The organism is Acetobacter malorum, from assembly GCF_001580615.1.
Lineage (GTDB): Bacteria > Pseudomonadota > Alphaproteobacteria > Acetobacterales > Acetobacteraceae > Acetobacter > Acetobacter malorum.
In genome coordinates this window covers 1-23,637 of sequence record NZ_LHZC01000038.1, presented here as the reverse complement: position 1 = coordinate 23,637, position 23,637 = coordinate 1, and the positions used below count along the sequence as shown (strand labels likewise).

25 protein-coding genes, 1 tRNA gene and 1 riboswitch are annotated in these 23,637 nt (G+C 59.1%); of the genes, 9 read left to right on the top strand and 17 right to left on the bottom strand.

All coding sequences use genetic code 11. The features are described from left to right. The 3 genes from cobM to AD930_RS03280 are packed head-to-tail and all read right to left on the bottom strand — an operon-like array spanning nucleotide 1 to nucleotide 2,350. The gene (gene cobM, locus AD930_RS03290) at nucleotides 1–753 is read right to left on the bottom strand and encodes a precorrin-4 C(11)-methyltransferase (RefSeq protein WP_061505108.1); all 753 of its coding nucleotides are present in this window, start codon (nucleotides 751–753) and stop codon (nucleotides 1–3) included. After that, entirely contained in the window at nucleotides 750–1,130 is a 381-nt protein-coding gene (locus AD930_RS03285; protein WP_061505107.1) for a cobalamin biosynthesis protein, read from the bottom strand. The genes cobM and AD930_RS03285 overlap by 4 nt, the downstream gene beginning before the upstream one ends. Beyond that, nucleotides 1,127–2,350, bottom strand: coding sequence for a bifunctional cobalt-precorrin-7 (C(5))-methyltransferase/cobalt-precorrin-6B (C(15))-methyltransferase (locus AD930_RS03280; RefSeq protein ID WP_061505106.1), 1,224 nt, complete (start codon nucleotides 2,348–2,350; stop codon nucleotides 1,127–1,129). The genes AD930_RS03285 and AD930_RS03280 overlap by 4 nt, the downstream gene beginning before the upstream one ends. A gap of 126 nt (nucleotides 2,351–2,476) precedes the next feature. Here AD930_RS03280 and AD930_RS03275 point away from each other — a divergent pair, with 126 nt between their 5' ends. After that, nucleotides 2,477–3,283 (top strand): cobalt-precorrin-6A reductase, encoded by an 807-nt coding sequence (locus tag AD930_RS03275; protein ID WP_061505105.1) that lies wholly within the window; start codon nucleotides 2,477–2,479, stop codon nucleotides 3,281–3,283. On the opposite strand, the gene cobJ is transcribed toward AD930_RS03275, so the two are convergent. Genes cobJ through cobG form a run of 4 tightly spaced genes read right to left on the bottom strand, consistent with a single transcriptional unit; the run spans nucleotide 3,253 to nucleotide 6,596 of the window. Continuing rightward, the gene (gene cobJ, locus AD930_RS03270) at nucleotides 3,253–4,011 is read right to left on the bottom strand and encodes a precorrin-3B C(17)-methyltransferase (RefSeq protein WP_061505104.1); all 759 of its coding nucleotides are present in this window, start codon (nucleotides 4,009–4,011) and stop codon (nucleotides 3,253–3,255) included. The two genes, AD930_RS03275 and cobJ, sit on opposite strands and share 31 nt — an antisense overlap. Beyond that, nucleotides 4,008–4,733: a precorrin-2 C(20)-methyltransferase gene (locus tag AD930_RS03265; protein ID WP_061505103.1), complete on the bottom strand. Its 726-nt coding sequence runs from the start codon at nucleotides 4,731–4,733 to the stop codon at nucleotides 4,008–4,010. Before AD930_RS03265 ends, cobJ begins: the two co-directional genes overlap by 4 nt. Continuing rightward, complete coding sequence (locus AD930_RS03260) at nucleotides 4,733–5,362, bottom strand: precorrin-8X methylmutase (protein WP_061505102.1); 630 nt, start codon at nucleotides 5,360–5,362, stop codon at nucleotides 4,733–4,735. Before AD930_RS03260 ends, AD930_RS03265 begins: the two co-directional genes overlap by 1 nt. Before the next feature lies 1 nt (nucleotide 5,363). Beyond that, the gene (cobG, locus tag AD930_RS03255) at nucleotides 5,364–6,596 is read right to left on the bottom strand and encodes a precorrin-3B synthase (protein WP_061505101.1); all 1,233 of its coding nucleotides are present in this window, start codon (nucleotides 6,594–6,596) and stop codon (nucleotides 5,364–5,366) included. Between the two features lie 127 nt (nucleotides 6,597–6,723). Then, nucleotides 6,724–6,967: riboswitch (cobalamin riboswitch) on the bottom strand. Between the two features lie 121 nt (nucleotides 6,968–7,088). Between cobG and AD930_RS03250 the strand changes: the two genes are divergently transcribed. From AD930_RS03250 to AD930_RS03240, 3 genes are all read left to right on the top strand, one after another. Continuing rightward, complete coding sequence (locus AD930_RS03250; protein ID WP_061505125.1) at nucleotides 7,089–8,144, top strand: aldo/keto reductase; 1,056 nt, start codon at nucleotides 7,089–7,091, stop codon at nucleotides 8,142–8,144. A 96-nt stretch (nucleotides 8,145–8,240) separates the two neighbouring features. Further along, the gene (gene panC / locus AD930_RS03245) at nucleotides 8,241–9,080 is read left to right on the top strand and encodes a pantoate--beta-alanine ligase (RefSeq protein ID WP_061505100.1); all 840 of its coding nucleotides are present in this window, start codon (nucleotides 8,241–8,243) and stop codon (nucleotides 9,078–9,080) included. A 30-nt stretch (nucleotides 9,081–9,110) separates the two neighbouring features. Continuing rightward, entirely contained in the window at nucleotides 9,111–9,461 is a 351-nt protein-coding gene (locus AD930_RS03240; protein ID WP_043553602.1) for a RidA family protein, read from the top strand. 276 nt (nucleotides 9,462–9,737) lie between these two features. Here AD930_RS03240 and AD930_RS03235 read toward each other — a convergent pair. Continuing rightward, a tRNA-Asn gene (locus AD930_RS03235) sits at nucleotides 9,738–9,813 on the bottom strand. A 121-nt stretch (nucleotides 9,814–9,934) separates the two neighbouring features. On the opposite strand from AD930_RS03235, the gene AD930_RS03230 reads away from it, so the two are divergent. Continuing rightward, nucleotides 9,935–10,981 (top strand): ABC transporter substrate-binding protein, encoded by a 1,047-nt coding sequence (locus AD930_RS03230; RefSeq protein ID WP_061505099.1) that lies wholly within the window; start codon nucleotides 9,935–9,937, stop codon nucleotides 10,979–10,981. A gap of 4 nt (nucleotides 10,982–10,985) precedes the next feature. On the opposite strand, the gene AD930_RS03225 is transcribed toward AD930_RS03230, so the two are convergent. Beyond that, nucleotides 10,986–11,900 (bottom strand): DMT family transporter, encoded by a 915-nt coding sequence (locus AD930_RS03225; protein WP_061505098.1) that lies wholly within the window; start codon nucleotides 11,898–11,900, stop codon nucleotides 10,986–10,988. Between the two features lie 26 nt (nucleotides 11,901–11,926). Here AD930_RS03225 and AD930_RS03220 point away from each other — a divergent pair, with 26 nt between their 5' ends. Then, entirely contained in the window at nucleotides 11,927–12,484 is a 558-nt protein-coding gene (locus AD930_RS03220; RefSeq protein ID WP_197056292.1) for a helix-turn-helix domain-containing protein, read from the top strand. 18 nt (nucleotides 12,485–12,502) lie between these two features. Here AD930_RS03220 and AD930_RS03215 read toward each other — a convergent pair whose 3' ends face one another. The 3 genes from AD930_RS03215 to gluQRS form a co-directional block, all read right to left on the bottom strand. After that, the gene (locus tag AD930_RS03215) at nucleotides 12,503–13,708 is read right to left on the bottom strand and encodes a pyridoxal phosphate-dependent aminotransferase (RefSeq protein ID WP_061505097.1); all 1,206 of its coding nucleotides are present in this window, start codon (nucleotides 13,706–13,708) and stop codon (nucleotides 12,503–12,505) included. 4 nt (nucleotides 13,709–13,712) lie between these two features. Continuing rightward, nucleotides 13,713–14,915, bottom strand: coding sequence for a pyridoxal phosphate-dependent aminotransferase (locus AD930_RS03210; protein ID WP_061505096.1), 1,203 nt, complete (start codon nucleotides 14,913–14,915; stop codon nucleotides 13,713–13,715). Nucleotides 14,916–15,110: 195 nt separating this feature from the next. Next, the gene (gluQRS, locus tag AD930_RS03205) at nucleotides 15,111–15,995 is read right to left on the bottom strand and encodes a tRNA glutamyl-Q(34) synthetase GluQRS (RefSeq protein WP_061505095.1); all 885 of its coding nucleotides are present in this window, start codon (nucleotides 15,993–15,995) and stop codon (nucleotides 15,111–15,113) included. A gap of 217 nt (nucleotides 15,996–16,212) precedes the next feature. On the opposite strand from gluQRS, the gene AD930_RS03200 reads away from it, so the two are divergent. Beyond that, nucleotides 16,213–16,776 carry an HNH endonuclease gene (locus tag AD930_RS03200; RefSeq protein ID WP_043553596.1) on the top strand — a complete coding sequence of 188 codons (564 nt, stop codon included), beginning with the start codon at nucleotides 16,213–16,215 and terminating at the stop codon, nucleotides 16,774–16,776. Between the two features lie 9 nt (nucleotides 16,777–16,785). On the opposite strand, the gene AD930_RS03195 is transcribed toward AD930_RS03200, so the two are convergent. Both AD930_RS03195 and AD930_RS03190 read right to left on the bottom strand, forming a co-directional pair. Next, nucleotides 16,786–17,052: a hypothetical protein gene (locus tag AD930_RS03195; protein ID WP_043553703.1), complete on the bottom strand. Its 267-nt coding sequence runs from the start codon at nucleotides 17,050–17,052 to the stop codon at nucleotides 16,786–16,788. 183 nt (nucleotides 17,053–17,235) lie between these two features. Next, entirely contained in the window at nucleotides 17,236–17,448 is a 213-nt protein-coding gene (locus tag AD930_RS03190) for a heavy-metal-associated domain-containing protein (RefSeq protein ID WP_043553595.1), read from the bottom strand. Nucleotides 17,449–17,651: 203 nt separating this feature from the next. Here AD930_RS03190 and AD930_RS03185 point away from each other — a divergent pair, with 203 nt between their 5' ends. Beyond that, the gene (locus tag AD930_RS03185) at nucleotides 17,652–18,317 is read left to right on the top strand and encodes a hypothetical protein (protein ID WP_061505094.1); all 666 of its coding nucleotides are present in this window, start codon (nucleotides 17,652–17,654) and stop codon (nucleotides 18,315–18,317) included. Nucleotides 18,318–18,372: 55 nt separating this feature from the next. Here the strand turns inward: AD930_RS03185 and hpnR are convergent, their stop codons facing one another. Together hpnR and ndk are read right to left on the bottom strand one after the other, a co-directional pair. After that, on the bottom strand, nucleotides 18,373–19,929 hold the full coding sequence (gene hpnR, locus AD930_RS03180; RefSeq protein WP_043553593.1) for a hopanoid C-3 methylase HpnR: 1,557 nt from the start codon (nucleotides 19,927–19,929) through the stop codon (nucleotides 18,373–18,375). Between the two features lie 429 nt (nucleotides 19,930–20,358). After that, nucleotides 20,359–20,781: a nucleoside-diphosphate kinase gene (ndk, locus tag AD930_RS03175; protein WP_043553592.1), complete on the bottom strand. Its 423-nt coding sequence runs from the start codon at nucleotides 20,779–20,781 to the stop codon at nucleotides 20,359–20,361. Between the two features lie 133 nt (nucleotides 20,782–20,914). On the opposite strand from ndk, the gene AD930_RS03170 reads away from it, so the two are divergent. Beyond that, nucleotides 20,915–22,807, top strand: a complete 1,893-nt coding sequence (locus tag AD930_RS03170) for an ABC-F family ATP-binding cassette domain-containing protein (protein ID WP_061505093.1) — start codon at nucleotides 20,915–20,917, stop codon at nucleotides 22,805–22,807. Nucleotides 22,808–22,813: 6 nt separating this feature from the next. On the opposite strand, the gene AD930_RS03165 is transcribed toward AD930_RS03170, so the two are convergent. Continuing rightward, the coding region (locus AD930_RS03165; protein WP_061505092.1) for an MFS transporter at nucleotides 22,814–23,637 on the bottom strand (824 nt) is incomplete at its 5' end.

Sequence of the window (23,637 nt, the reverse complement as noted above, 5' to 3'; positions counted from 1 at the left end):
TTAACTCCGAAAGCGCCGCCGATAATCCGGGTCATATAAAGCGCTTTCCCGAAAGTCTTTTTCCGCCAGAGCAGGTCCCACCAGCACAAGAGCGGTACGTTCCACCGGGTTTTGCGCCAGTTCTGTTTCAATCGTGCTCAGTGTGCCACGCAGTACGAGCTGGTCCGGCCATGTGGCCCGCGCCACAATGGCGACCGGACAATCTGCCCCGTAAAAAGGCGTCAGGTCCTGCACGATTTTTTCCAGCGCATGAATGGCCAGATGAATAGCCAGAGTCGCACCTGTAGCCGCAAACGCCGCCAGTGTTTCACGCTCCGGCATCGCAGAGGCACGGCCTGTCATACGCGTCAGCACCACACTCTGGGCCACACCCGGCATGGTCAATTCCCGCCCCAGCACAGAGGCCGCAGCCGCAAAGGCGGGCACACCCGGCACCATGCTCCACGGAATCCCCAACCGGTCGAGCCGACGGGTCTGTTCCGCAACAGCACTGTAAATGGACAAATCGCCTGAATGCAGACGGGCCACATCATACCCTTCCGCATGCGCTTTGGCATATTCTGCTTCAATTTCATCCAGAGAGAGCGGAGCCGTATCCACCAGCCGCGCGCCCTCGGCACAAAATTTCAGCATATCCGGTGGCACGATGGAGCCTGCATACAGGCACACCGGGCAGCGCTCCAGCAGATCACGCCCCCGCAACGTCAGCAAATCCACAGCGCCCGGGCCAGCCCCAATAAAATAAACAGTCATCTCGTTCCCTCTCCTTCCGCCACCGCACAGGTTATGCCCGCATGCACCTGCCGAGGCACACGCAACCACGCCCCCCGTCCCGCGCCAGCCAATGCGCAGCCTTCCGCCACAGAGGCAAAACCTGTTTCCTGCAAAGCTCTTTCTGAAACTGTGGGGCAAATATTCTGCACAGCCCGCAACGCGTTATCCGAAACCCAGAACAACGGGACACCAAGCAGGCTGGCCACTTTCTCCGGCAGCTCGTCACCGTGGCGAAAGCCCGGCACTGCCAGACATGTCAAAACGGTTGCCCCATTTTCCTGCACCACCTGGCGCACAAAGGCCGCTGCCTCGGGCGCGCTGGCGGACTTGCTCCATCCCATTCCAGCCACGCTCATGGAAGGTCTTCCGGTTTCCAGACAACCCACTGCGTCACACTCATGGCCGGACGGAAACCGTGCATCTGCCCGACCCCTTCCATGCGAGACACTGCCAGACGGGTCAGTGTGCCGCCCCATTCCCGCACCGCCTGCATCAGCCGCACTTCCGTTTCCATCACCACGGCATTAACCACAAGCCGCCCTCCGGGCTTGAGCGCGGCCCACGCACCTTCCAGAACACCGGCCCGGCTTCCACCCCCACCAATAAAAATAGCATCCGGGCGCTCCAGACTTTCAAAACCCTGAGGCGCACGTACTTCTACAACCTTCAAATCCGGCACCCCCAGATTCAAGGCATTCCGGGCAATCCGTGCAGCGCGTTCTGGCACGGGTTCCAGCGTGATGGTGCGGCAGGTCGGGTCTGCCAGCATCCACTCAATCCCCACAGAGCCAGAGCCGCCCCCCACATCCCACAGCAATTCCCCGGCACGCGGGGCGAGGGACGAAAGCGTCACCGCACGAATTTCGCGTTTTGTCATCTGCCCGTCATGCTCAAAGCAGGAATCTGGCAGGCCCGAGGTCAGGGAAAGGCTACACGTCCGCCTGTCCGGCACAATCTCCAGCGCCAGAATAGTCAGCCTGCCGGGAGAGACGGGCACGCCGTCCCGCGCCTCAAAATCATACCGCCGCTCCTTCGGGCCGCCGAGCGCTTCCAGCCCATGGCACCGCGTGCGCCCAAAGCCTGCCTCTGTCAGCCATTCCGCAACCTGAGCCGGAGAGTGCTCATCCGCACACAGCACAATCAGCCGCACGCCGGGCTGCAAAAACGGTCTCATGCGCTGCATGGGCCGCCCGCACAAAGATACCACCCGGCAGTCCTGCAAGGCCCAGCCAAGACGCGCACAGGCCAGAGACATGGACGAGGGCGCGGACAAACACAGCATTTCCTCAGGCGGCACATGCCGGGCCAGCGTTGCACCAACGCCATAGAAAAACGGATCACCAGACGCCAGCACCACAACCGGCGAGCCGCGGCGGGCAAGAACAGCCTCTACACCTTTTTGAAAAGGTGACGGCCAGACCAACGTTTCTCCCTGAATATCCTCCGCCGCCAGTTCCAGATGCCGAGCACCCCCCACAACATACGATGCATGAGAGAGCAATGTGCGGGCAGCAGGACTCATGCCGTCCAGACCATCCTCACCAATGCCGATCAGCGTCAGCCAGACATTAGACATCACATCTCTCTCCCCAGTTCCGCGCTGCCTTGGTCATGCTCATCCTCTCTCGGAACATCCAACTTGCAGAAACCCCACGCCCCTCGCTATGGGAAGCCCATACGGTCCATCAGGATACAGCATGCCATGCCCTTTTCTGCCGCCTCTGCCCCGCTGCCAGTGCTGATTCTGGGCGGCACAACGGAAGCCTCGGGCCTGTGTCGTCTGCTGGAACATCAGGCCGCTTTTGCCCCCACCCTCTCTCTGGCTGGCGTGACCAAAAACCCGCATCTGCCCAATATCGCTGTGAGGATTGGCGGGTTTGGAGGCGTGGAGGGACTGCAAAACTGGCTGCGTCAACATGCCATTCAGGCTGTGATTGACGCCACGCACCCGTTTGCCGCCACCATGAGCCAGCATGCCGCTAAAGCGTGTGCCGACCTGGCGCTTCCGTTGCTGCGACTGGAACGCCCGGCGTGGCATCCCACAGCGGAAGATCAGTGGCACAGTGTGCCCAGTCTGACCGCAGCTGCCAGCCTGCTGGCTGACCCGGCGGGTTATGGGCGGCACCCGTTGCGCGTTTTTCTGACAACCGGACGCAAGGAAGTCGCGCCGTTCTGCGCTGCCCCGCAACACTCCTATCTGCTCCGCTCCATTGATGCACCGGACCCGACCAGCCTGCCCCCGCACACCACATACCTCTCCGCGCGTGGGCCGTTTGATTACGCGGCAGAACTGGCGGTGATGCAGGCGCATCACATTGATATTCTGGTCACCAAAAATTCTGGCGGAACAGCAACCTTTCCAAAACTGGAAGCAGCCCGCACCCTGCATTGCCCGGTGATTATGGTTGAGCGGCCGCCACACCCTGCCTGCCCGAGGGTAGACACGCCGAAAGAGGCTATGGCGTGGCTGCAAACGCATCAGACCGCCTCAACCTTGCGCGACGTATAAAACCACACGCTTCCGTCTGGTCGTGGGATCAGATGACTGGCCACGCAGCCAATCAACACCAGCGTACTCATATCCGCCCATGTGGCGTCCGCTTCCGCCAGTGTGGATAAGCGCACCGCCTCATCCTCCCGACCAATGGCGCGCGCAAAGGCAACCGGGATTGATCCGGGCAGGCTCGCGCGCAAATGGTCCAGAGCCTCGCCCAACTGGGTCGGGCGCGCTTTGGACCGCGGATTATAGAGCGCAATCACAAACCCGGCCTCTGCAGCCAGAGCCAGCCTGCGCAAAACAACAGGCCATGGCTTAAGGTTATCGGAAAGGGACATCACGCAAAAATCGCCACCCAGCGGCGCTCCCAGCCGTGCCGCTGCAGCCAGAACTGCGCTGACGCCGGGAACAACCGTAATCTCAAGCCCGCGCCATTCCTGCGGCCCATGGTCTACGGCCTCAAACACAGCGCTGGCCATACCGAACACCCCGGCATCCCCACCGGACACAACAGCAACATGCCGCCCCTGCATGGCCATTTCCAACGCATGACGTGCACGCTCAAGTTCCACCCGGTTATCCGAACTGTGCCGCACAACCGATGCAGGCGCTTCAACCCGCTGCACATAAGGCCCATACCCAACCAGATCCGTCGCCCGGCTGAGCGCCTGATCAGCCTGCGGCGTGCGCTGGAGCACATTGCCAGGCCCCAGTCCGATAATACTGACAGACCCTATCATCGCACACCCTTCCTGCCTGGCACCAACGCCAGTGAAAAATAGGGTGCAGGCCCTTCCTGCTCTGCCAGAGGCAGACATCGTGCCTCCGGCTGTGTGCCGCGTTCCACATAAACGGCTTCTGGCAAACGCCCGGCCTGCGTCAGCGCCTTACGCAATTTTGGCATATTACGGCCAATCTTCATCACCACAGCAGCATCGGCCTTTTCCAGCCAGTGCGCCAGATCCTCCTCCGGCATGGTCGCGGGCAGCACGCACAACACATCATCCCCATGCGTCATGGGGCGCGCCGCCTGTGACCAGCATCCGCTCATGGCGGAAATACCCGGCACAACCTGCGTTTCAAAACGGCTCCGCAAGCGGTCAAACAAATACATGGCCGAACCATACAAAAAGGGATCCCCTTCGCAGAGCAGAGCCACATCCTTCCCCTGTTCCAGAACGGCAGCTAGATCCTGCGCGCAGCGATCATAAAACGCGTTCATGTCCGTATGATACGCGGGATCTTTAACGGAAATTTCGGTTGTGAACGGATACGCCAGCCGGATTTCCTGCGTGGTGGGGGCAATATGCGCCTGCGCAATGCGCCGGGCATGACCTTGTGTGTCATGCCGACAGAAATACGCCACAGCTGGTGCCGCCTGCAGAATTTTCACTGCCCGCAGAGTCATCAGGTCCGGGTCGCCCGGCCCGACACCCACCACATGCAACGTGCCATGCGCCATCACTCAGTCTCGCTTGCCAGCGCATTCACAGCCGCCGCGGCCATGGCGCTGCCTCCCAGCCGCCCGTGCACAACCAGCCATGGTACATCGTGTCTTTTTGCAAGAGCCTCTTTTGACTCCGCAGCGCCCACAAAACCAACTGGCAACCCGATAATGGCAGCGGGCTTCTGTGCACCAGCATCCAGAAGCTCAAGCAAGTGAAACAACGCCGTGGGGGCATTCCCGATTGCCACCACGGCCCCGGTCAGTTTCTCGCCCCACAAATCCAGCGCGGCAGCGGAGCGCGTATTGCCAATCTCTTTAGCCAGTTCCGATGTGCGGGCATCCCGCAAGGTACACACCACCTCATTCTCCGCAGGCAGACGAGCACGCGTAATGCCATGCGCAACCATCTCGGAATCACACAAAATGGCACAGGATTTTTTAAGGGATGCTCGTGCTGAAGAGACGAAATCTGCCGTCATCGCCACAGATTGCGCCACATCCACCATGCCGCACGCATGAATGATCCGCACGACGATTTGCGCCTGTTCAGGGGAAAAACCGCTCAGGTCCGCTTCTGCCCGAATGGTCGCAAAGGAGCGTTTATAAATAGCGGCTCCATCCCGAATATAGTCATAAGCCTGCATTCTAAACGTCTCCTTTAGGCAGAGCCTGCAAAAAAGCTCTTACATCTTCAGTTTTTGGCAGAATACGGATTGGCTCATCGCCAGCCTTGCCATGCTGCACCACGCCATAGCCCTCCCCCCGGGCCACCAGCGTGACTGTTGCGGCACCGGGATGTGCGCAGCCCTTCCGACAACCCGACACATGCAGATCCGCTTTGTCGGGCAGGAACGGCGCAAGGGCCAGCGCATCACGCCCCACGTCTCCGGCAGACTGTGCACATCCCGGCGCACCAATACAGGCATAAACGCGCAGGCGTGCATCATCAGACTGCGTGATCATTCCGGAAATTTCAGGAGTTTTTTTCAGTCCGGATAAAACCAGCCCAGACCATGGCGTCATCCGCAACAGCCCATCTCCTTCCTGCGCAACCTCTGCGCAGGAACGAAGCGTTGCGGCCGTGAGACGCCCTAACGGCGCTACGGCAGCATAAGCGGAGCCTGTCAGATGACCGGCCCTTGGCGTAGGCTGGTTTATGCCATGCATCTCCGCCACCGTAGCAGACACGCACTCCAGCCCTGTTTCAGCAAACAGGCGCTCCCCTACAGAAGGCTCGCGAAGGGGACGCTGCGTTTCACCACGTTTTACAAAAGCCTCTGCCAGAGCAAGGGCTGCCTGCACGGCCTCCTGCACGATCTGCGGCGCGGAGCTGCTGCTCCCACACACCACACGCCAGCCAGCCTCTGTGGGGACCGGACTTTCCATAGCCTGAAGCATAATATCGGCGCGCAGAGAGCCTGTCGGGAAAAATCCTCCGCCATCCACGCAAAAACCAAATTTATCGGGAAGAGCAGAAAGCTCCGGATGGTCTATCAAACCGTTCCGTAAAGCCTCAGCGCATAGCACAGTCTCTGTGGCACAAGCTGGATCTATCCCCGCCAGAGGGGAAACCTGAAGAGCAAGGCGTCGTTCGGCTTCAGGGTCAGGCTGCCCCAGACCAGCCGCAATCATCCGCTGCGGGAAAGCCTGCGCGGCCTCCAGAGTAAAGCCGCGTAATTGCACGTTACCCCGGTTGGTCAGGCTGATCTGCCCATTACCGTCCTGCTCCGCAACATCTGCCAGCAGATGAGCCTGCACTGCGGTCATCCGGCCCAGAGGCGGACGCACGCGCACCAGCCACCCGTCCGCCGCCTGCATGGGCGCAAACAGACCGGGACACCATCCTTTGACCACAGGTGCAGAAAATGCGGCCGACATGAACACCCTTCAGGCAACACACCGCACAAAGCGGTATGGGGGTGCAGTTCCAAGGCCGCCCGGACAAGCCAGACAGTAGCGCGCATTGCAACGCACCATCACACACCGGACACCCCGCCAGGCATGACACTCCAGAAATCGGATGGCAGGTCTCCTGGCTGATGACACAAAACCACCGGTTTTCCGGGGGCTCTCGCTCGTTCCACACCTTCCCGGAGAAGTCTCCAGTGGCACAACACTCTGGAGCAGAGTGCTGGAACAAGCCTGATGTCACATACAGTTGCGGGGGCAGCGACGGCCAAGAAACAGCGGAGTTCTCACCGTACTTCCCTTTTCATCCCAAAGCGGGAACCATCGCGTTCTGTTAAGCAGGCTCTCCGGGAGATGTCAAAACACTGTGTACGCAGCCCTGCACTCTTGAAACAAAGCCTCTGTGCGGCCAGCTCTCAAGGGGCTCATACCCTACCCGCCACATGCACGGAGAACAGAATGATGCAGTATCGCCAGCTCGGTCGGTCCGGCCTGCGTATTTCCGCCTTTACCCTTGGCACCATGACATTCGGGGGCAAAGGCTCTTTTGCCAAAACCGGCAATACCGATACAGCCGGTGCGCGCCGCCTGATTGACCTGTGTCTGGATGCGGGCATCAACATGTTTGATACGGCAGACGTGTATTCCTCCGGAGAGTCTGAAACCATTCTGGGCGAAGCCCTGAAAGGCCGCTCACAGGAAACTCTGGTCACCACCAAGGCCCGCTTCCGCATGCAGGACGGCCCGAATGGGGAAGGCTCTTCCCGCCTGCATCTGATTGCCGCGTGTGAAGCCAGCCTGAAGCGTCTGGGCCGGGACCATATTGACCTGTACTATCTGCATGAATGGGACGGCCTGACCCCACTGGATGAAACGCTGGAAGCGCTGGATACCCTGACCCGTGCGGGCAAAATCCGCTATGCGGGCGTTTCCAATTTTTCCGCATGGCAGATAATGAAAACCCTTTCCGTCGCTGAACGGAACAGGCTGATCGCCCCTGTTTCCCAGCAGATTTATTACTCCCTGCAGGCACGGGATGCTGAGTATGAACTACTGCCCGCCGCTGTTGATCAGGGCCTTGGGGTGCAGGTCTGGAGCCCACTGGCAGGTGGCCTGCTATCTGGCAAGTATCGTCGTAACAAGCCCACCCCGCAGGGCCGCCAGCTTGAAGATTTTGGTGAACCGCCGGTGCATGACAAGGAAAAGCTGTTCGATATCGTCGAAGTGCTGATTGCCGTTGGCGAAGAGCATGGCGTGTCCGCCGCCCAGATCGCTCTGGCATGGACCATGCACCGCCCGGCCATTACGTCCGTCATTATTGGGGCGCGCACGGAAGACCAGCTAAAAGACAACCTGAAAGCGGCCGAACTGGTGCTGTCGGAAGACCAGTTGAATCGCCTCAATCAGGCCAGTCTGCCGCCCCTGCTTTACCCCTACTGGCATCAGGCCAGCACTGCCGCCAGCCGGTTGAGCGCTGCGGACCGGGTGCTGCTGGAACCGTTCCTGAAAACACAGTAAGACGGGCGCAGGCCGGACAGCCGCCCTCCTTGGTTTTCTCGTGCACAAACCGTGCGGGCGGATGTCCTTCCCTTTTATCGCAAACCGGGATGCGTCATGAAGCTTGTGAGAACCAGACACGAACTGGCCGAAATTGTCACGCAGTGGCAACGTGAGGGTGAAACAATCGGGCTGGTGCCCACCATGGGGTCTTTGCACGAAGGCCATCTGACCCTGGTGCGCGCACTGGACGGCAAAGCGACCCGCCGGATTGTGACGATCTTCGTCAACCCGATCCAGTTCAACAACCCGGATGATTTCCAGCTTTACCCACGCGGTCTGGAAGCGGATGAAGCCCTTCTGGCAGAAACTGGCGTGGTGGACGTTCTTTACGCCCCGGATGAAACGCAGATCTACCCGCCCGGCTTTTGCACCCGCATCAGTGTTTCCGGCCCTGACCGGATGCTGTGCGGCGGAGACCGGCCCGGCCATTTTGATGGTGTTGCAACAGTTATTACCAAGCTGTTCATGCAAACCCGAGCCAATATCGCAGCTTTTGGGGAAAAAGATTTCCAGCAGCTCTGTATTATCCACCGGGTAGTGACGGATTTGGACCTGCCCATCACCATTCTGCCCGTCCCCACCGTGCGGGAAGCGGATCATCTGGCCCTCTCCTCCCGCAACAAACGGCTTACCCCGGCCCAGCGAGACCAGGCCAGCCATCTGCCAAAGGCTCTGATAGACTGCCTCGCCGCCCTAAAGGCCGGCCAGCCCGTTGCCGCCGCTCTGAAGCACTGCGCACAGACCCTCAAAGATGCTGGTTTTACCGTGCATTATCTGGATCTTCGCTCTGAAAAATCACTCGGCACTGTTGAAAAGGCCGAGGCCGGTGCACGGCTTTTTGTTGCCGCCAGTCTGGGCGATGTCCGGCTGATTGATAATATGCCGGTGGCCTGAAACCACTTTGCACAACACAGGGAAAACCCCATGACTATTACACGCCTTGACCCCGAAGAACGCCTGACGGGTGCCGTGATTTACAACGGACTGGTACATCTGGCCGGTCAGGTCGCAGATGATGCCTCTGCGGATGCAGAAGGCCAGATGGCAGATATTCTGCGGCAGGTTGATGCCCTTCTGGCCAAAGCCGGCACTGATAAAAGCCGCCTGCTCTCCGTGCAGATTTTTCTGGCGGATATGAGCGATATGGCAGGCATGAACCGGGCATGGGATGCCTGGCTGGACCGTGACAACAAACCGGCCCGCGCCACGGTGGAAGCCAAACTCGCCAACCCGGACTGGCGCGTGGAACTAACCGGCATCGCCGCTCTGCGCTGAGGCTGACAAAAAGGCTGCTTTCTTCCCGGTGAAACGGAAAAGAGCAGCCTTTCTGGTCTCATAAACGCATAACGCCGCACACAGCAGATTCGCCATGACGGATGCGTTGGGCAGATTTTTTTGGGAAGCATGAAGAGCGTAGCAGTCTGGGACTGAAACGGTCAGTCAGAGCGCGTTACGCTGGGCTCAGAACAACAGATCCATCGACGCAAACTGCATGGCAAAATGCCGCAGCTTACAGCGTGAAAATCTATTTTGAATTTTAAGGAGAAAGGCTGGCTCCCGAAGTAGGACTCGAACCTACGACCCAGCGATTAACAGTCGCTTGCTCTACCAACTGAGCTATTCGGGACCAGCGAGGTATCGTATAACCGTGATCCGGGGGGGCCGTAAACCCCCTTTTTTCATTTTTTTTGTGTTGCATGTTTTTATGAGCAGACGACGCTGAAAACCCCGCGTGGTAAGAAAGAAGCATGAGCGCACAAGGACCTTCCTCCGACCCGGCCTTCCGCCGCCGAATTGTTCTGACCAGCCTCGCCGGGCTGGCCATTGCGGGAGCCGTGGGAGCGTTTGAACACCACGCGCATAACCGGCCACCCCGCAAGCAACCGGATGGCCAGTATCGCAAGCTGAGGCTCATCTGGCCGCACTCGGATACCGCCCCGGTGCTGGCGGTGGCGTATCAAAAAGGTTTTTTTGCCCGCTACAGTCTGGATGTCGAGAGCGTCTTCAGCCCGCAAAACGGGAATGAAGCGCTGGATGCGCTGGCCGCAGGCACGGGAGACTATGCCGTTGCTCCGGCTTTAACCTGGCTCCCACGTTTGTATGGCGGTCTGCCAGCCAGCCTCATATTAGGCATTCAGCCCGGCACGTTCCGGCTGCTGGTGCGGCGGGGGGCAAACATTACCCGGCTGGACCAGCTTGTGGGCCGCACGGTCGCCATGCCGGATAAAAATGCTGCGGATAAATTTTTCTTTGCCATCATGATGCGCCGCAAGGGCATTAACGCCATGGGCGGCATTACCTGGACCGATATGCCAGCAGACCAGATGGTTGATTCCGCCCGCGCCCACACCATTGATGCCGTCGTGGCGCATGACCCGCTGGCCTGGCAACTGCTGAACAGCCATGCCGACCTGTTTTCTGAGCTGGTTGGCAGCAATACAGGCCATTATGCAGACCGCACCAGCCTGATCCTCGGGGCCTCAAAAACCGCACTGGATACGGACCCGGATGCAGCAACCGCTTTAACTCTGGCTCTGCGTGATGCAGCAAAATGGGCCAACCAGCACCGGGATGAAGCCGCCATACTGGTGGCCGATGACTCCTCAGATTTCAGCACCGACGCCATGCGTGCCATGTTGCATCATCAGCCTGCCATCAGCCCCGTGACGGGCCATGCGCTGCGCGACCAGATGGCCCAGTATTGTGATGAATTACAGCTCATCGGGCAGCTCCCTGATACAGAAGCCGCCTCTGCCATTGCCCGGCGCTCGACCCGCAATGTGCTAAATGGCTGATTTATCAGGTCAGCTCAGGGTCTTTTTTGCGGCGCGGTAGCCGGATTTCACTCGCCAGAACACCCAGCACAATCAGCCCTGCCCCCGCTATGGCCAGCGGCGGCAGACGCTCCCCGGCAAGACGCCCTACAAGCCCGGCCCAAACCGGCTCCCCTGCGTAAATAACCGTCGCCCGCGTGGCGGAAATGGTTTTCTGCGCCCAGTTCATGGCGAACTGGATGACCGCACTCATCACCCCCAGCCCCACGCCGGACGCCACCCACACCCATGAGAAAGCCGGGATATGTTCCCCGGCCACCGGCATAAAGGCGAGCGCCAGAATTCCCGCCACCAGCAACTGCACAATGGTGACGCGGCGGCTATCCACGCGCAGCGCGTAGCGGCTGATCAGAATGATTTCACCCGCTATGGAGACAGCACCGAGTAGCGTCGCAACCTCACCGGGGCTAAAGCTCAGGCCACTAGCGGCATCCGGCCCGGTGAGGCAGATCAGACCGATGAAGGCGATCAGAACGCCGACCCAGCTCATCATATGCGGTCTGCGTTTCAGCACAGCCCACTGCAAAAACGGCACCATCGGCACGTACAAAGCGGTGATAAAGGCGGACTGACTGCTGGAAATGGTTTTCAGGCCCAGCGTCTGGAACGTGTAGCCCAGAAAGACGCCAACCCCGATGATACACCCGGCCTTCAGCTCATACCGTGTCATCCCGGCCAGAGATTTGCGGAACAGCAGCAAAGACATCAGGCCAGCCGTCAGAAACCGTACGCCCACAAAAAACAGCGGGCCAGTATGTTCCATGGTATGGTGGATGATCAGGAACGTTGCCCCCCACAGCATGGTGATCAGGACAAGTATGATCTCCTGTTTCGACAGGAACTTGACGTGAGAGCCAGAGGCGGGTGGAGTCTTGATCATAGTTAGCAGCGTATATGGGCACTATAATGCACAATCAACCCCCACGATCTGATGTTTTAAAATATGTGGGGACAAATCTGCGTCGCCTGCGCAAAGATGCGGGCCTCAGTCAGGAAGCTCTGGCCAATGCATCCGGCATCAGCCGCCGCATGATTGTGAGTCTGGAAGCCGGGACCGCCAATATCAGTCTGGGCAGTCTGGACCGTCTGGCAGAAGCGCTGGACACAACCTTTCTCAAGCTAGTCAGCAACCCGGACCGCGAATTACGCCGTATTGAGGAAGTGATGTGGCGCGGCAAAACACCCGCCAGCAAAGCGACCTTGCTTGGAGCTGCTCCCGCCCGGCAGGATACGCAGCTCTGGCTGTGGTCGCTCGCGCCGGGGGAGCGCTACGTGGCGGAACCCGACCCGGAAGGCTGGCATGAAATGATTTTTGTGCTGGAAGGCACACTAACTATCGAGTTCGATACAGAGACTCAGCTGGTGAATGCTAACGATTTTACAATTTACAACAGCGCTCAGAATTATACCTACTTGAACGCGGGCAAGAAAGCCGTGCGCTTCCTGCGCACGGTTTCTTCCTGAAGAAACTACCGAACCTGTTCAGCGCAGATTGCTGACAAAGCGCTCCAAACGCTGGCAGGCTTCCATCAAATCGGCATCGCTTGTGGCACAGGACAGGCGCAGATAGGGCGACTGCCCAAAGGCACTCCCCGGCACAGCCGCAACATACTCTTCTTCCAGCAACGCCAGCGCGAAATCATGGTCAGTTTCCAGCCGGGCACCGCCCGCGCTGGTCCGCCCAAGACACCCTGCCACACCCGGATACGCATAAAATGCGCCCTCCGGCATGGCACAGGTCAGACCGGGAATGCGACGCAGGGCATCCACCACCATCTGCCTACGGCGACCGTAAGTTGTGGCCATTTCCTGCACCAGATCCGCCGGACCGTCCAACGCAGCAGCCGCAGCAGCCTGCGCAATGGTGCAAATGCCGGACGTGGCATTGCCCTGCACACCCCGCATGGCGGCAATCAGGTCTTTTGGCCCACCAGCAAAGCCCACGCGCCAGCCTGTCATGGCATAGGCTTTGGACACACCGTTCAGCGTAATGATGCGGTCCTTCAGGTCGGGTGCCACAGCCGCCAGTGAGGCTGAACGCACGCCGTCGAACACCAGATGTTCGTAAATCTCGTCTGACAGAACCCAAAGATCAGGATACTGACGGACGATTTCGGCAATCGCCTCAAGCTCCTGCGCCGTCATCACCGCCCCGGTGGGATTATTGGGGAAGTTCAGCACAAGCCAGCGGGACTTAGGCGTGAGGGCCGCGGCAAGAGCCTCGGCTTTCAGCTTGAAGCCATCCTCCTCACGGCACAGCACCGTCACCGGCACGCCGCCAAACATGCGGGCAATTAGCGGATAGCTGACCCAATAGGGCGCAGGCACAACCACTTCATCACCGGGGTTCAGCGTCGCCATAAAGGCGTTGAAAATCACCTGCTTGCCGCCATTGGAGACCATGATCTCATCCGGCGCGTACTCCAGCCCGTTTTCCCGCACAAATTTGCGGGCAATAGCGGCTTTCAGGGCAGGTGTGCCGTCAACCGGCGGATATTTGGTCTGCCCTGCCAGAGCCGCCGCATGGGCAGCTTCCACCACAGCCGGGGGCGTGGGGAAATCAGGCTCCCCCAGCGCCAGAGAGATAACCGGCTTGCCTTCCGCCCGCAGCGCACGGGCACGACGTGCCATTTCAATGGTGGCAGGAGCAGGCAGCCCCTCCAGCCGACGGGCGAAAGAGCGTGCCATAGTCTTAAATCAACCCTTTGCAGAAGCGCTGAATACGGGTGCAGGCTTCACGCAGGCTTTCCGTATCCGTGGCGTAGGAAATCCGCATGTAATCCGGATACATGAAGGCCGAGCCATGCACAGCGGCAACACCTTCTTCTTCCAGAAGGGCCGTGACAAAGTCCTCATCCGTTTCCAGCTTGCGGCCACCGGGGGAGGTTTTGCCGAGGCATTTTTTGACGGACGGGAACACGTAAAACGCGCCTTCCGGCTTGTCACACTCAAGGCCCTCGGCCTCGTTCAGCATATCGACAACCAGATCGCGCCGCGCCTGATAGGTTTTGACCATCTCGCCAATAAAGTCCTGCGGGCCGGTCAGCGCTTCAACAGCCGCTGCCTGCGCGATGGAGCAGGTATTGGAAGTGGACTGGCCCTGAAGCTTGTTCATCGCTTTGGTCAGTTCCACCGGCGCACCGGAGAAGCCAATGCGCCAGCCTGTCATGGCATAGGCTTTGGAAACACCATTCATGGTCACGGTCCGGGAGCGCAGCAGCGGCTCCACTTCCACAAACGTAGCCGGACGGAAGCCGTCATAGGTGAGTTTGGCGTAAATATCATCCGTAAAGATCCACACATGCGGATGGCGCAGCAGCACGTCACACAGCGGGCGCAGATCTTCCGCAGAATAAGCAGCGCCTGTGGGGTTGCAGGGAGAGTTCAGAAAAACCCATTTGGTACGCGGTGTAATGGCAGCTTCCAGCTCTTCGGCTGTCAGCTTGAACCCATTTTCCCGGCGGCACGGCACAATGACCGGCACGCCTTCGGCCAGCGTCACGATATCCGGATAAGACACCCAGCACGGAGCGGGGATAATGGCTTCATCGCCCGGATTGAGCGACGCCATCATGGCATTGTAAATCACCTGCTTACCGCCGGTGGAGACAATGATTTCTTCCGGCGTGTAATCCAGACCGCTATCCAGCCGGAAGCGTTCCGCCACGGCTTTGCGCAGCACGGGCGTGCCCGCCACATCGGTGTAGCGGGTCTGGCCGTCTTCAATCGCCTTCATGGCGGCGCGGGCAATATTGTCAGGCGTGCGGAAATCCGGCTCACCGGCCGAAAGGCTAATGATATTTCGCCCCTGCGCCTTAAGCTCACGCGCTTTGGTCGAAATAACAATCGTCTGGCTCGGGCTGATCCTGTTCAGACGGTCAGCAACAATGCTCATAATCCCAACACTTCCTGACACATTATGCCATCGGCCCCGCCTTGTGCTGCCGGAACAGAGCCTGATGGAGATAAAAAACCGGCAAGGGCCGATACACTAATGCGCTTCTGCCTCCGGCGGAACCGGCGAAACCGCGTCTGTCGTCAAATTTTATGAAAAATCATTTAAAAATGACTGACTAAAATCTCAGACTGCTCACCCAAAAACGCCGGGATAGCCAGCAGCCCGCCGCACATCTTCCGGAGTCATCCCAGCCTCCCGCATGGTGCGAACTGCTTTTGCCCCCTCCCGCTTGGAAAGACGCCGCCCCTCCGCATCGCACAACAACGGATGAAACAGATAGGCCGGTGCGGGCCACCCCATAAGCGCCTGTATCAAGCGATGCAGATCCGTCGCTGGCCGCAGATCCTCCCCGCGCGTCACCAACGTGACGCCCTGTGCGGCATCATCATGCGTGACACACAGATGATACGAGGCGGGCACGTCCCGTCTCGCCAGCACCACATCCCCAAACAGCTCCGGCTGGCAGCTAACAGTGCCACGCTCAAGGTCTGTATAAGTCAGCGGCCAGGCGGTGGGGGCCTGCGTCCTGACCAACTCCAGCGCCCGCGCCATATCCAGCCGCAACACATGCGGCTTTCCCTCCGCCAGAGCAGCGGCCCGTGCCTCCGGCGACAGATGGCGGCAGGTGCCGGGGTAGCGCAGGCTGCCATCGGGGGCAGCGTGCGGGGCGGACATCATGCCCGCAGACTCCCGTGCAATATCAGACCGGGTGCAGAAACACGGATACAGCACGCCCATCTGGTCAAGATGCTCCAGCGTTGCACGATAGGCGGCCATATTGGCGGACTGGCGCAAAACAGGCCGGGCGGACCGTAAACCGAGCCACTCCAGATCTTCCACCAAGGCGATAGCGTAACTCTCCCGGCAGCGTTGCGGATCAATATCCTCCATCCGCACCAGCCAGATGCCCTGCGGGCCTTTATGAGTCCAGCCAGCCAGAGCAGACGCCACATGCCCAAGGTGCAAAAAGCCGGTGGGGCTGGGAGCAAAACGGGTCACCCATGAGGACTCCGTCATGAGGCACACCTGAGGAAAACAGCACGCATAAAACTCTCACAAAATGATAATAATACTGTTTTGTTAAATACTTAGGCCATTTCTTGCGGGAAACCAATCTATCTGCAATACTCACCGCAGCACTAATCTCGACGACGCACTTCTGACGGCGTTCTGTTACGAGTTTTTACGCCAGCTTTTGGAAGTTGCGCCCTCACCTGCACCAAGGAGGCGCGTCTTGGCTGACGGCAGTACGATAAATTTCCCTGCTCTGGTGTTGAATGCGGATTTTCGTCCGCTCTCCTACTTTCCACTCTCCTTATGGTCCTGGCAGGATACCATCAAAGCTGTGTGCCTCGACCGGGTTTCAGTGCTGAGTGAGTATGATGCAGAAGTGCATTCCCCCCACCAGACCTTCCGCCTCCCCAGCGTGATTGCGCTGAAGGACTATGTGCCCTCTGCCCGCAAACCGGCCTTCACCCGTTTTAATGTTTTCCTGCGTGACAATTTTTCCTGCCAGTATTGCGGGGACAAGCACCCCACGCAGGACCTGACGTTTGACCACGTCATTCCGCGTTGCAAAGGCGGCCGCACCACGTGGGAAAATGTCGTAACGGCCTGCGGCATCTGTAACCTGCGCAAAGGCCCGCACCTGCCCCACAGCATCAACATGCTGCCCCGGCAGCGCCCGGTGCGCCCCACCTCATGGCAGTTGCAGGATAATGGCCGGGCTTTCCCGCCCAATTACCTGCATGAAAGCTGGCGTGATTATTTGTATTGGGACACAGAGCTGGACAGCTAAGCGGCGCCCTTATTTGGTGTAGCTGTAACCGTATTCATCCGCCTGCTTTTGCAGGTCCGGCGCATCTTTCAGATTCAGCGGCAGCGGGTGCGCGTCTTTTTCACCCAGAATGAAGTTATGGTTGCTCATGCGCTGGCACGTATTGGCCGCCAGCGGGAAACTGAGGAACATCGGCCCTTTCATCTGATTTCTCAGGCAGGACACATCCGTATCCAGCAAAGGCTTACGGCCTATTTCAGAAGAACATCCGCCCAGCAGCGTCAGGCCGGTGAGCATAATTCCAAAGCCGATTGTCTTCTTGTTCCGTCTCACAACCACGCTGACCTTTTCCTCGCCACTCTGCGCCGGCATCCAAACGCCGGATAGGGCTGCCTACCCTGCCATGCCTTGCGTTGTGCGCCTAGTATACGGCTTGGCAAATCGCCCCCGTGCGGACCGCATGACAGAGCCGATTTTGCTTTACCCGACGTCGAAACCCGCCCCAAGAATAGCGTTCTGCAAGGAGGACGTACCAGCCCGTGCGGGATCATACACAATTTTTACCTCGCCCGTGGCAAGATTAACGTCCGTGCTTTGCACCCCATCCACAGCAGCCAGAGCCCGTTTTATAGCGGACACACAGCCATCACTAGTCATGCCTTCCACCATAAAGCTTGTTTCTGTGGTTGCCATTGTCGCGCTATCCCTTGTTGAAATCTGCCCTTCTGGCCGCGTTCCGCCAGAACAGAGTGCATTCTAGCCCATCCCCCACCCGTGCCAAAAGCCCTACTCTGGCAAAACACGGCTCGTCGCGTTCTGGCGGGATATGAACTCAGAAGCGGTCTTTTGCTGCCGCCCCCTCGGCAGAGCATCCTGCGCAGAGTAAGATGCACCCCATGCCGGATATGCCCTCTCTTTCTGCCGCGTTACCCCCTCAGCCGGAACCGTTCTGGCGGGATACACCTGTGCATCGCCTGATGCTGACAGCCTTACTGAACGAACTGGACGCTTCGCTCCTCAGTGCTGCCAGCGCCACCCGGACGCTGGAAGACTGGAGCATCCGGCATCATCTGTCTCCCACCCCCACAGTGCGGGCCATCTGCCAGCAAACACCCCCGCGCCCTTGCCCGGCTGCTCTTCGTGAGGCCCTCCGCCTGCCCGCAGAGGCCGCGCCAGACACCCTGCGTTACAGACATGTCCGGCTGATGTGTGGAAATCTCACCCTCTCGGATGCAGAAAACTGGTATCTCCCCAGCCGCCTGACGGATGAGATGAACAGAGAGCTGGATACCACAGAGACCCCCTTCGGGCGCGTCACAGCCCCTCTGGCCTTTACGCGCCGCCTTGTGCAGGCCGAGCGCGTGTGGTCTCCGCTGCCGTTGGGGTGGGAACTTAGCCCCCTGCCCGCAGGCTCAGGCCAGCCTTTGGCTTTTCCGCCTGTCCTGTTCCGGCATCATGCCGTGCTGTCCCGGCAGGATGGCACGCCCATCAGCGCGGTGATTGAAAGCTACACAGCCGGAGCCTTCTGCTTCCCGCCGCCGGCCATGCCAGACGCGTCCTAAACTTCCGCCCCATAAAAAAAGCCTGAACCCACAAAGCAGGTTCAGGCTTTAGATATCAGCTATCTGCGGCGCAAGCATCCTCAGTCATGCGGGTCTTATCAACAAACTGCTCTGTTGCATCATCCAGCGCACGCGTCTTACGGCCGCCCGGACCATGCACATACAGATCTTTCCGGTCCACAGAATCCACCACGTCAGGCTGAATGGGCATCAGATAGCGGGCCTTGCGCATATGGTCGGCCAGCTGAAGTTTGGGGTTGAAGACAGAATTGAACTTCCACAGCATTTTCACGAAGTTCGTCTGCCCCTTCATCAACAGGCGGCCTGCAATCCCGGCGGTATCCTTCAGCGCTTCCCAACCCATATGCTTGGTGTTGAGCACCTGCTGGGTTTTCACCAGTTCTTCATAAAATTCCGGCAGCGGCAGTTTGGTGGGCAGCACTGCATGCTGAATATCAAACAGGCGATAATCGCGCGTCGTCAGGCGGCGCGCTTCCTTGTGCCAGATTTCCGTGCCCGGATACGGCGTCGTGACGGAAATATTGACGATTTCCGGAATTTCCAGACACCACTGCCTCACAGCCTCAAACCGGCCGCGATCCCAGTCGGGGTCGGCAATAATATTAATGGCGACAATCAGGCCCAGAGAGCGCGCGTAATCCAGCGCTTCAAAGTTCTTGTCCAGCGAGACACGCTTACGGAACTGCTTCAGCCCTTCCTCATCCACCGCTTCCATGCCGATGAAGATGTAGGAGAGGCCAATTTCACTCCAGACCTTGAACACTTCCTTGTTGCGCAGCAGCACATCAGCCCGCGTTTCCAGATAGTATTCTTTCTTGATGCCACGCTTCTTGATTTCATTGGCAATGGCCATGCCGTGCTCTTCATGCACAAAGGCCACATCATCCACAATGAAGATCCCGGGCTCCTTGATCTCCTCCAACTCGTCCGCAATTACGGTCGGGCTGGCGGTGCGGTAGGAGCGGCCATAGAACGTCCATGCCGAGCAGAAGGTGCAATCCCACGGGCAGCCACGGGCGAATTCGATGGAAGCTGCCGGGTCGAGCGTGCCAATAAAATACTTGTTGCGGTGCCGCAGCAGGTCACGCGCCGGGCGGATATCATTGAGCGATTCCACAAACACGGGTGACGGACCTTCACCCGTCATGGTGACAACACCGGGGACGGTCAGCAGATCTTTCCCATCTTCCAGCGCACGCAGCAGCAGGCCGATAGACGCATCGCCTTCGCCTTTGAGAATGCAGTTCACCGCCCCTTCGGACAGAGCCAGCACATCCCGCGCAATAAAGGAGACGGAATGGCCGCCAATAAACTGGAAAATATCGGGGTAGCGCACCCGTGTGGCGCGGCAGAGGTCGATAATTTCCGGTACATTGGCCAGATAGTTGCCGGAGAAGCAGACAACATCGGGCTTAAAGCTTTCGAGAAGCTCCCAGTAATCCTTATGGGTTTCAACCTGCAGATCAATAATCTGCACATCATGCCCGGCATCTCGCGCAGCGCCTGCCACCAGCTCCAGCCCGAGCGGCTCCAGCCGGAGAAAAACCTTGGTATACATGAGGGCGCTGGGATGAACCGCCAGGACTTTCATGACATTCCTTTCCTATACGGGCGGCCACAAAAAGGCATGGCCTCTACCGGTTTGTCAGAATTTTTGAGTGTCCGATCATAAAGGATCAGCCGGCTACAACCTTGGTGCTCACAACCCACCACCCATGCAGGGAGCAGATGTCTTTCGGCATACTTTCAAGGGAAAAATAATCCATAACTCATTGTTATAGAGTTATTTTCTTATCATTGCAGTTTCCGCATAACCTGCCTTTTCGGGCTATCCGGTCTGCTCATAACTTTTATGTGCTTTACGCAGATGTCATGGTTTGCACAGGCCCCATACACATCTGGCCCGTCCAGCCCCCAGAACGCTGTAACGCGCTGTGGGTTCCGGTCCGGGCCAGAGTGTCTCATGCCAGCGCGCTTATGCCCTCAGGCAAAAAGCGCGCTCCTTACATGAAAGACCTTCTCAGGGAAGGATTTCGGTTTCCGCGAAGAAGAAGCGGATTTCATTGGCAGCGTTCTCGGCACTGTCGGAACCGTGCACGGAGTTGGCTTCAATGCTTTCAGCAAACTGAGCACGGATGGTGTGTGCTTCAGCTTTCTTCGGGTCCGTTGCACCCATGACGTCGCGGTTCTTGGCAACGGCGTTTTCGCCTTCCAGAACCTGCAGAACGACCGGGCCGGAGATCATGAAGGACACCAGATCGTTGTAGAACGGGCGTTCTTTGTGCACAGCGTAGAACGCACCGGCCTGAGCCGGGGTCAGCTGCACGCGCTTCTGCGCCACAATCTTCAGGCCAGCGTCTTCAAACACGGCATTGATCTTGCCGGTCAGGTTACGACGGGTGGCGTCGGGTTTGATGATGGAAAGAGTACGTTCTGTCGCCATGTGCGGTCTCCTCATTCATAATCGGGCCGCACAATAACGCGGCCTTTCAGCCTGCTCCTCTAGAGCATATTCGCGCAGGCTGGTAGGTACTTCACCAGATCAAAATAAGATTCCAGCCAGAACGAGACCCCCGTTGAGCCTTCTTGTCATTTCCGATCTTACTCTCCGCATTGCTGGCCGCACCCTTCTGGACCACGCAGACCTCTCCATAGAACCCGGCCGCAAGGTCGGGCTTGTGGGGCGGAACGGGGCCGGAAAGTCCACCCTGCTGGCCGCCATTGCGGGGGATCTTGCGCCCGATGGCGGGGAGATCCGCCTCTCCTCCCGCGCCCGCATGGCGCGTGTGAAACAGGAAGCTCCCGCCGACGGCGCCTCACTGCTGGACACAGTTCTGGCAGGCGATACTGAGCGCACCGCCCTTTTGACCGAGGCCGACACCGCCACAGATGCGGTGCGCATTGCGGAAATTCATGAGCGTCTGCGCGCCATTCAGGCCGATAGCGCCCCAGCCCGGGCAGGCTCCGTGCTGGCGGGGCTTGGATTTAGTGCAGAGGCCCAGCGCCGCCCGGTGTCGGACTTTTCGGGCGGCTGGCGGATGCGTGTCTCCCTCGCCACGGCCCTGTTTTTAGAGCCCGACCTACTCCTGCTGGATGAACCGACCAACCATCTGGATCTGGAAGCAACCCTCTGGCTGGAAGGCTGGCTAACCCGTTTTTCCGGTGCGGCCCTGATTGTCAGTCATGACCGCGGGCTACTGGATTCGTGCGTGGATGCCATTGCCCATCTGGATAAGGGCAAGCTCAGCCTGACGCCCGGCGGCTATGAAAATTTTGTCCGAATCCGCACCGAGCAGGCACTGCAGCAAGCGCGTGCTGCCGAGCGAATCGCTGCCCAGCGCGCCCATATGCAGTCCTTTGTGGACCGTTTCCGCGCCAAAGCCACCAAAGCCCGGCAGGCGCAGGCCCGCGTGAAGGCGCTGGAAAAACTGCCGGTAATTGAAAGCGTGGTGGAAGACGCCCCGACCCGCTTCGCCTTCCCGGAGCCGGAACAACTGGCCCCGCCCATGTTCACGGCCAATCGCGTCACCATTGGGTATGGCACCACGCCCATTCTCTCCAACCTGTCCTTCCGGCTGGATATGGAAGACCGGATTGCCCTGCTGGGCGCGAACGGGAACGGGAAATCCACCCTCGCCAAGCTGATTGCCGGGCGTCTGGAACCCATGTCCGGCTCGGTCGAACGCAACTCGCGGTTGAAAATCGGCTATTTTGCTCAGCATCAGGCGGAAGAGCTGGTGCTGCACCAAACCCCGATCGACCACATGGAACGCGCGCTCCCTAAAGCCCTCCCCCCTGTGGTGCGGGCGCAACTGGCGCGGTTTGGTCTGGATGCGGACCGAGCGGAAACGCCAGTCAAAGACCTCTCCGGGGGTGAAAAGGCTCGCCTGCTGCTGGCCCTTGCCACGCGTGATGCCCCGCAACTGCTGATTCTGGATGAACCAACCAACCATCTGGATCTGGACGCGCGTGATGCGCTGGTCCGCGCCCTCTCAGAGTTTGAAGGTGCCGTTCTGCTCATCAGCCATGACCCGCATCTGGTGGAGATGGTAGCCGACCGGTTGTGGCTGGTGGCCGACGGTAAGGTGACGCCGTTTGACGGCGATATGGCGGATTATCGCCGCTGGCTGATTGAGCAGAACCGTGCGTCCAACCGCAGCACCAAGCAAGACACCTCCGCACAGGCCAGCCGCAAGGATGACCGGCGGGAACGCGCCGAAGCCCGCAAGGCGCAGGCTCCCCTCCGCAAGATTATCCGGGATGCAGAAGCCAAACTGGCCAAGCTGGCGACAGAACGCACGAAAATTGAAACCACTCTGGCCGACCCGGCTCTCTATACAGACGGCAAAGCGGATGAGGTCACGCGCCTGAACACACGCCTCGCCGCCATTGGTAAGGAACAGGCGGAACTGGAAGAACGCTGGCTGGAAGCCGAGGCCGAAATCGAAAGTGCGGCTGCGGAAGACTAATCCCTTTTAGCCTGCCCTCGCAGCCTCTTTCCCTGCGTCCCGCTTCTCACTCCAAAGAGAGAGCAGGAACAGGACAAGCCCGACGCAGGACAGGATCATCCCCGCCCAGCCGGTTGCAGCGTCCCCATAGCCCGCCACCAGCACAAGACCGCCCAGCCAGGCGCCTAATGCGTTGGCCATATTAAAGGCCGCGTGATTCATGGAGGCCGCCAATGTCTGGGCGTCGGCGGCCACATCCATCAGGCGCATCTGCATAGCGGGAGAAAGTGCGATCCCGCCACCGAGCATGAAGACGGCAAGGGCTGTCAGCGGAATATTGGATGCTACCAGAGCAAACAGGCCCAGAGCCGCGGCATTCCAGATAAACGCGCCCATGGTGGCCCATTTCAGGTTCTTGTCCATGACAATGCCGCCAACCCACGCCCCGACAAACATGCCTATTCCCCACAGGGACTGGAACAGCGGCACAGCCCAGACCGGCACATGCGTCACCTCCTGCAAAGTCAGGGAGAAATAGGTGTAGACGCAGAACATCCCGCCACAGCCCACAGCCACTGTGCCAATAACAAACCATACCTGCTTGCGGGTAAAGGCTGCGAGTTCACCCAGAGCCGAACGTGCCCGGTTGGGTGGATCATACGGAACAAAAGCGTGAATCATGGCGCAGCAGATCGCGCTGATCAGCCCGATGAGCAGATAAGACAGCCGCCAGCCAAAATAAGTCCCCGCATAACTGGCAAAGGGCGCGCCGAGGATATTGGCAATGGTCATGCCCGCAAAAACGCGCCCCACAGCCCGCCCCCGATAGCCACGCTCAACCAGCCCCGCCG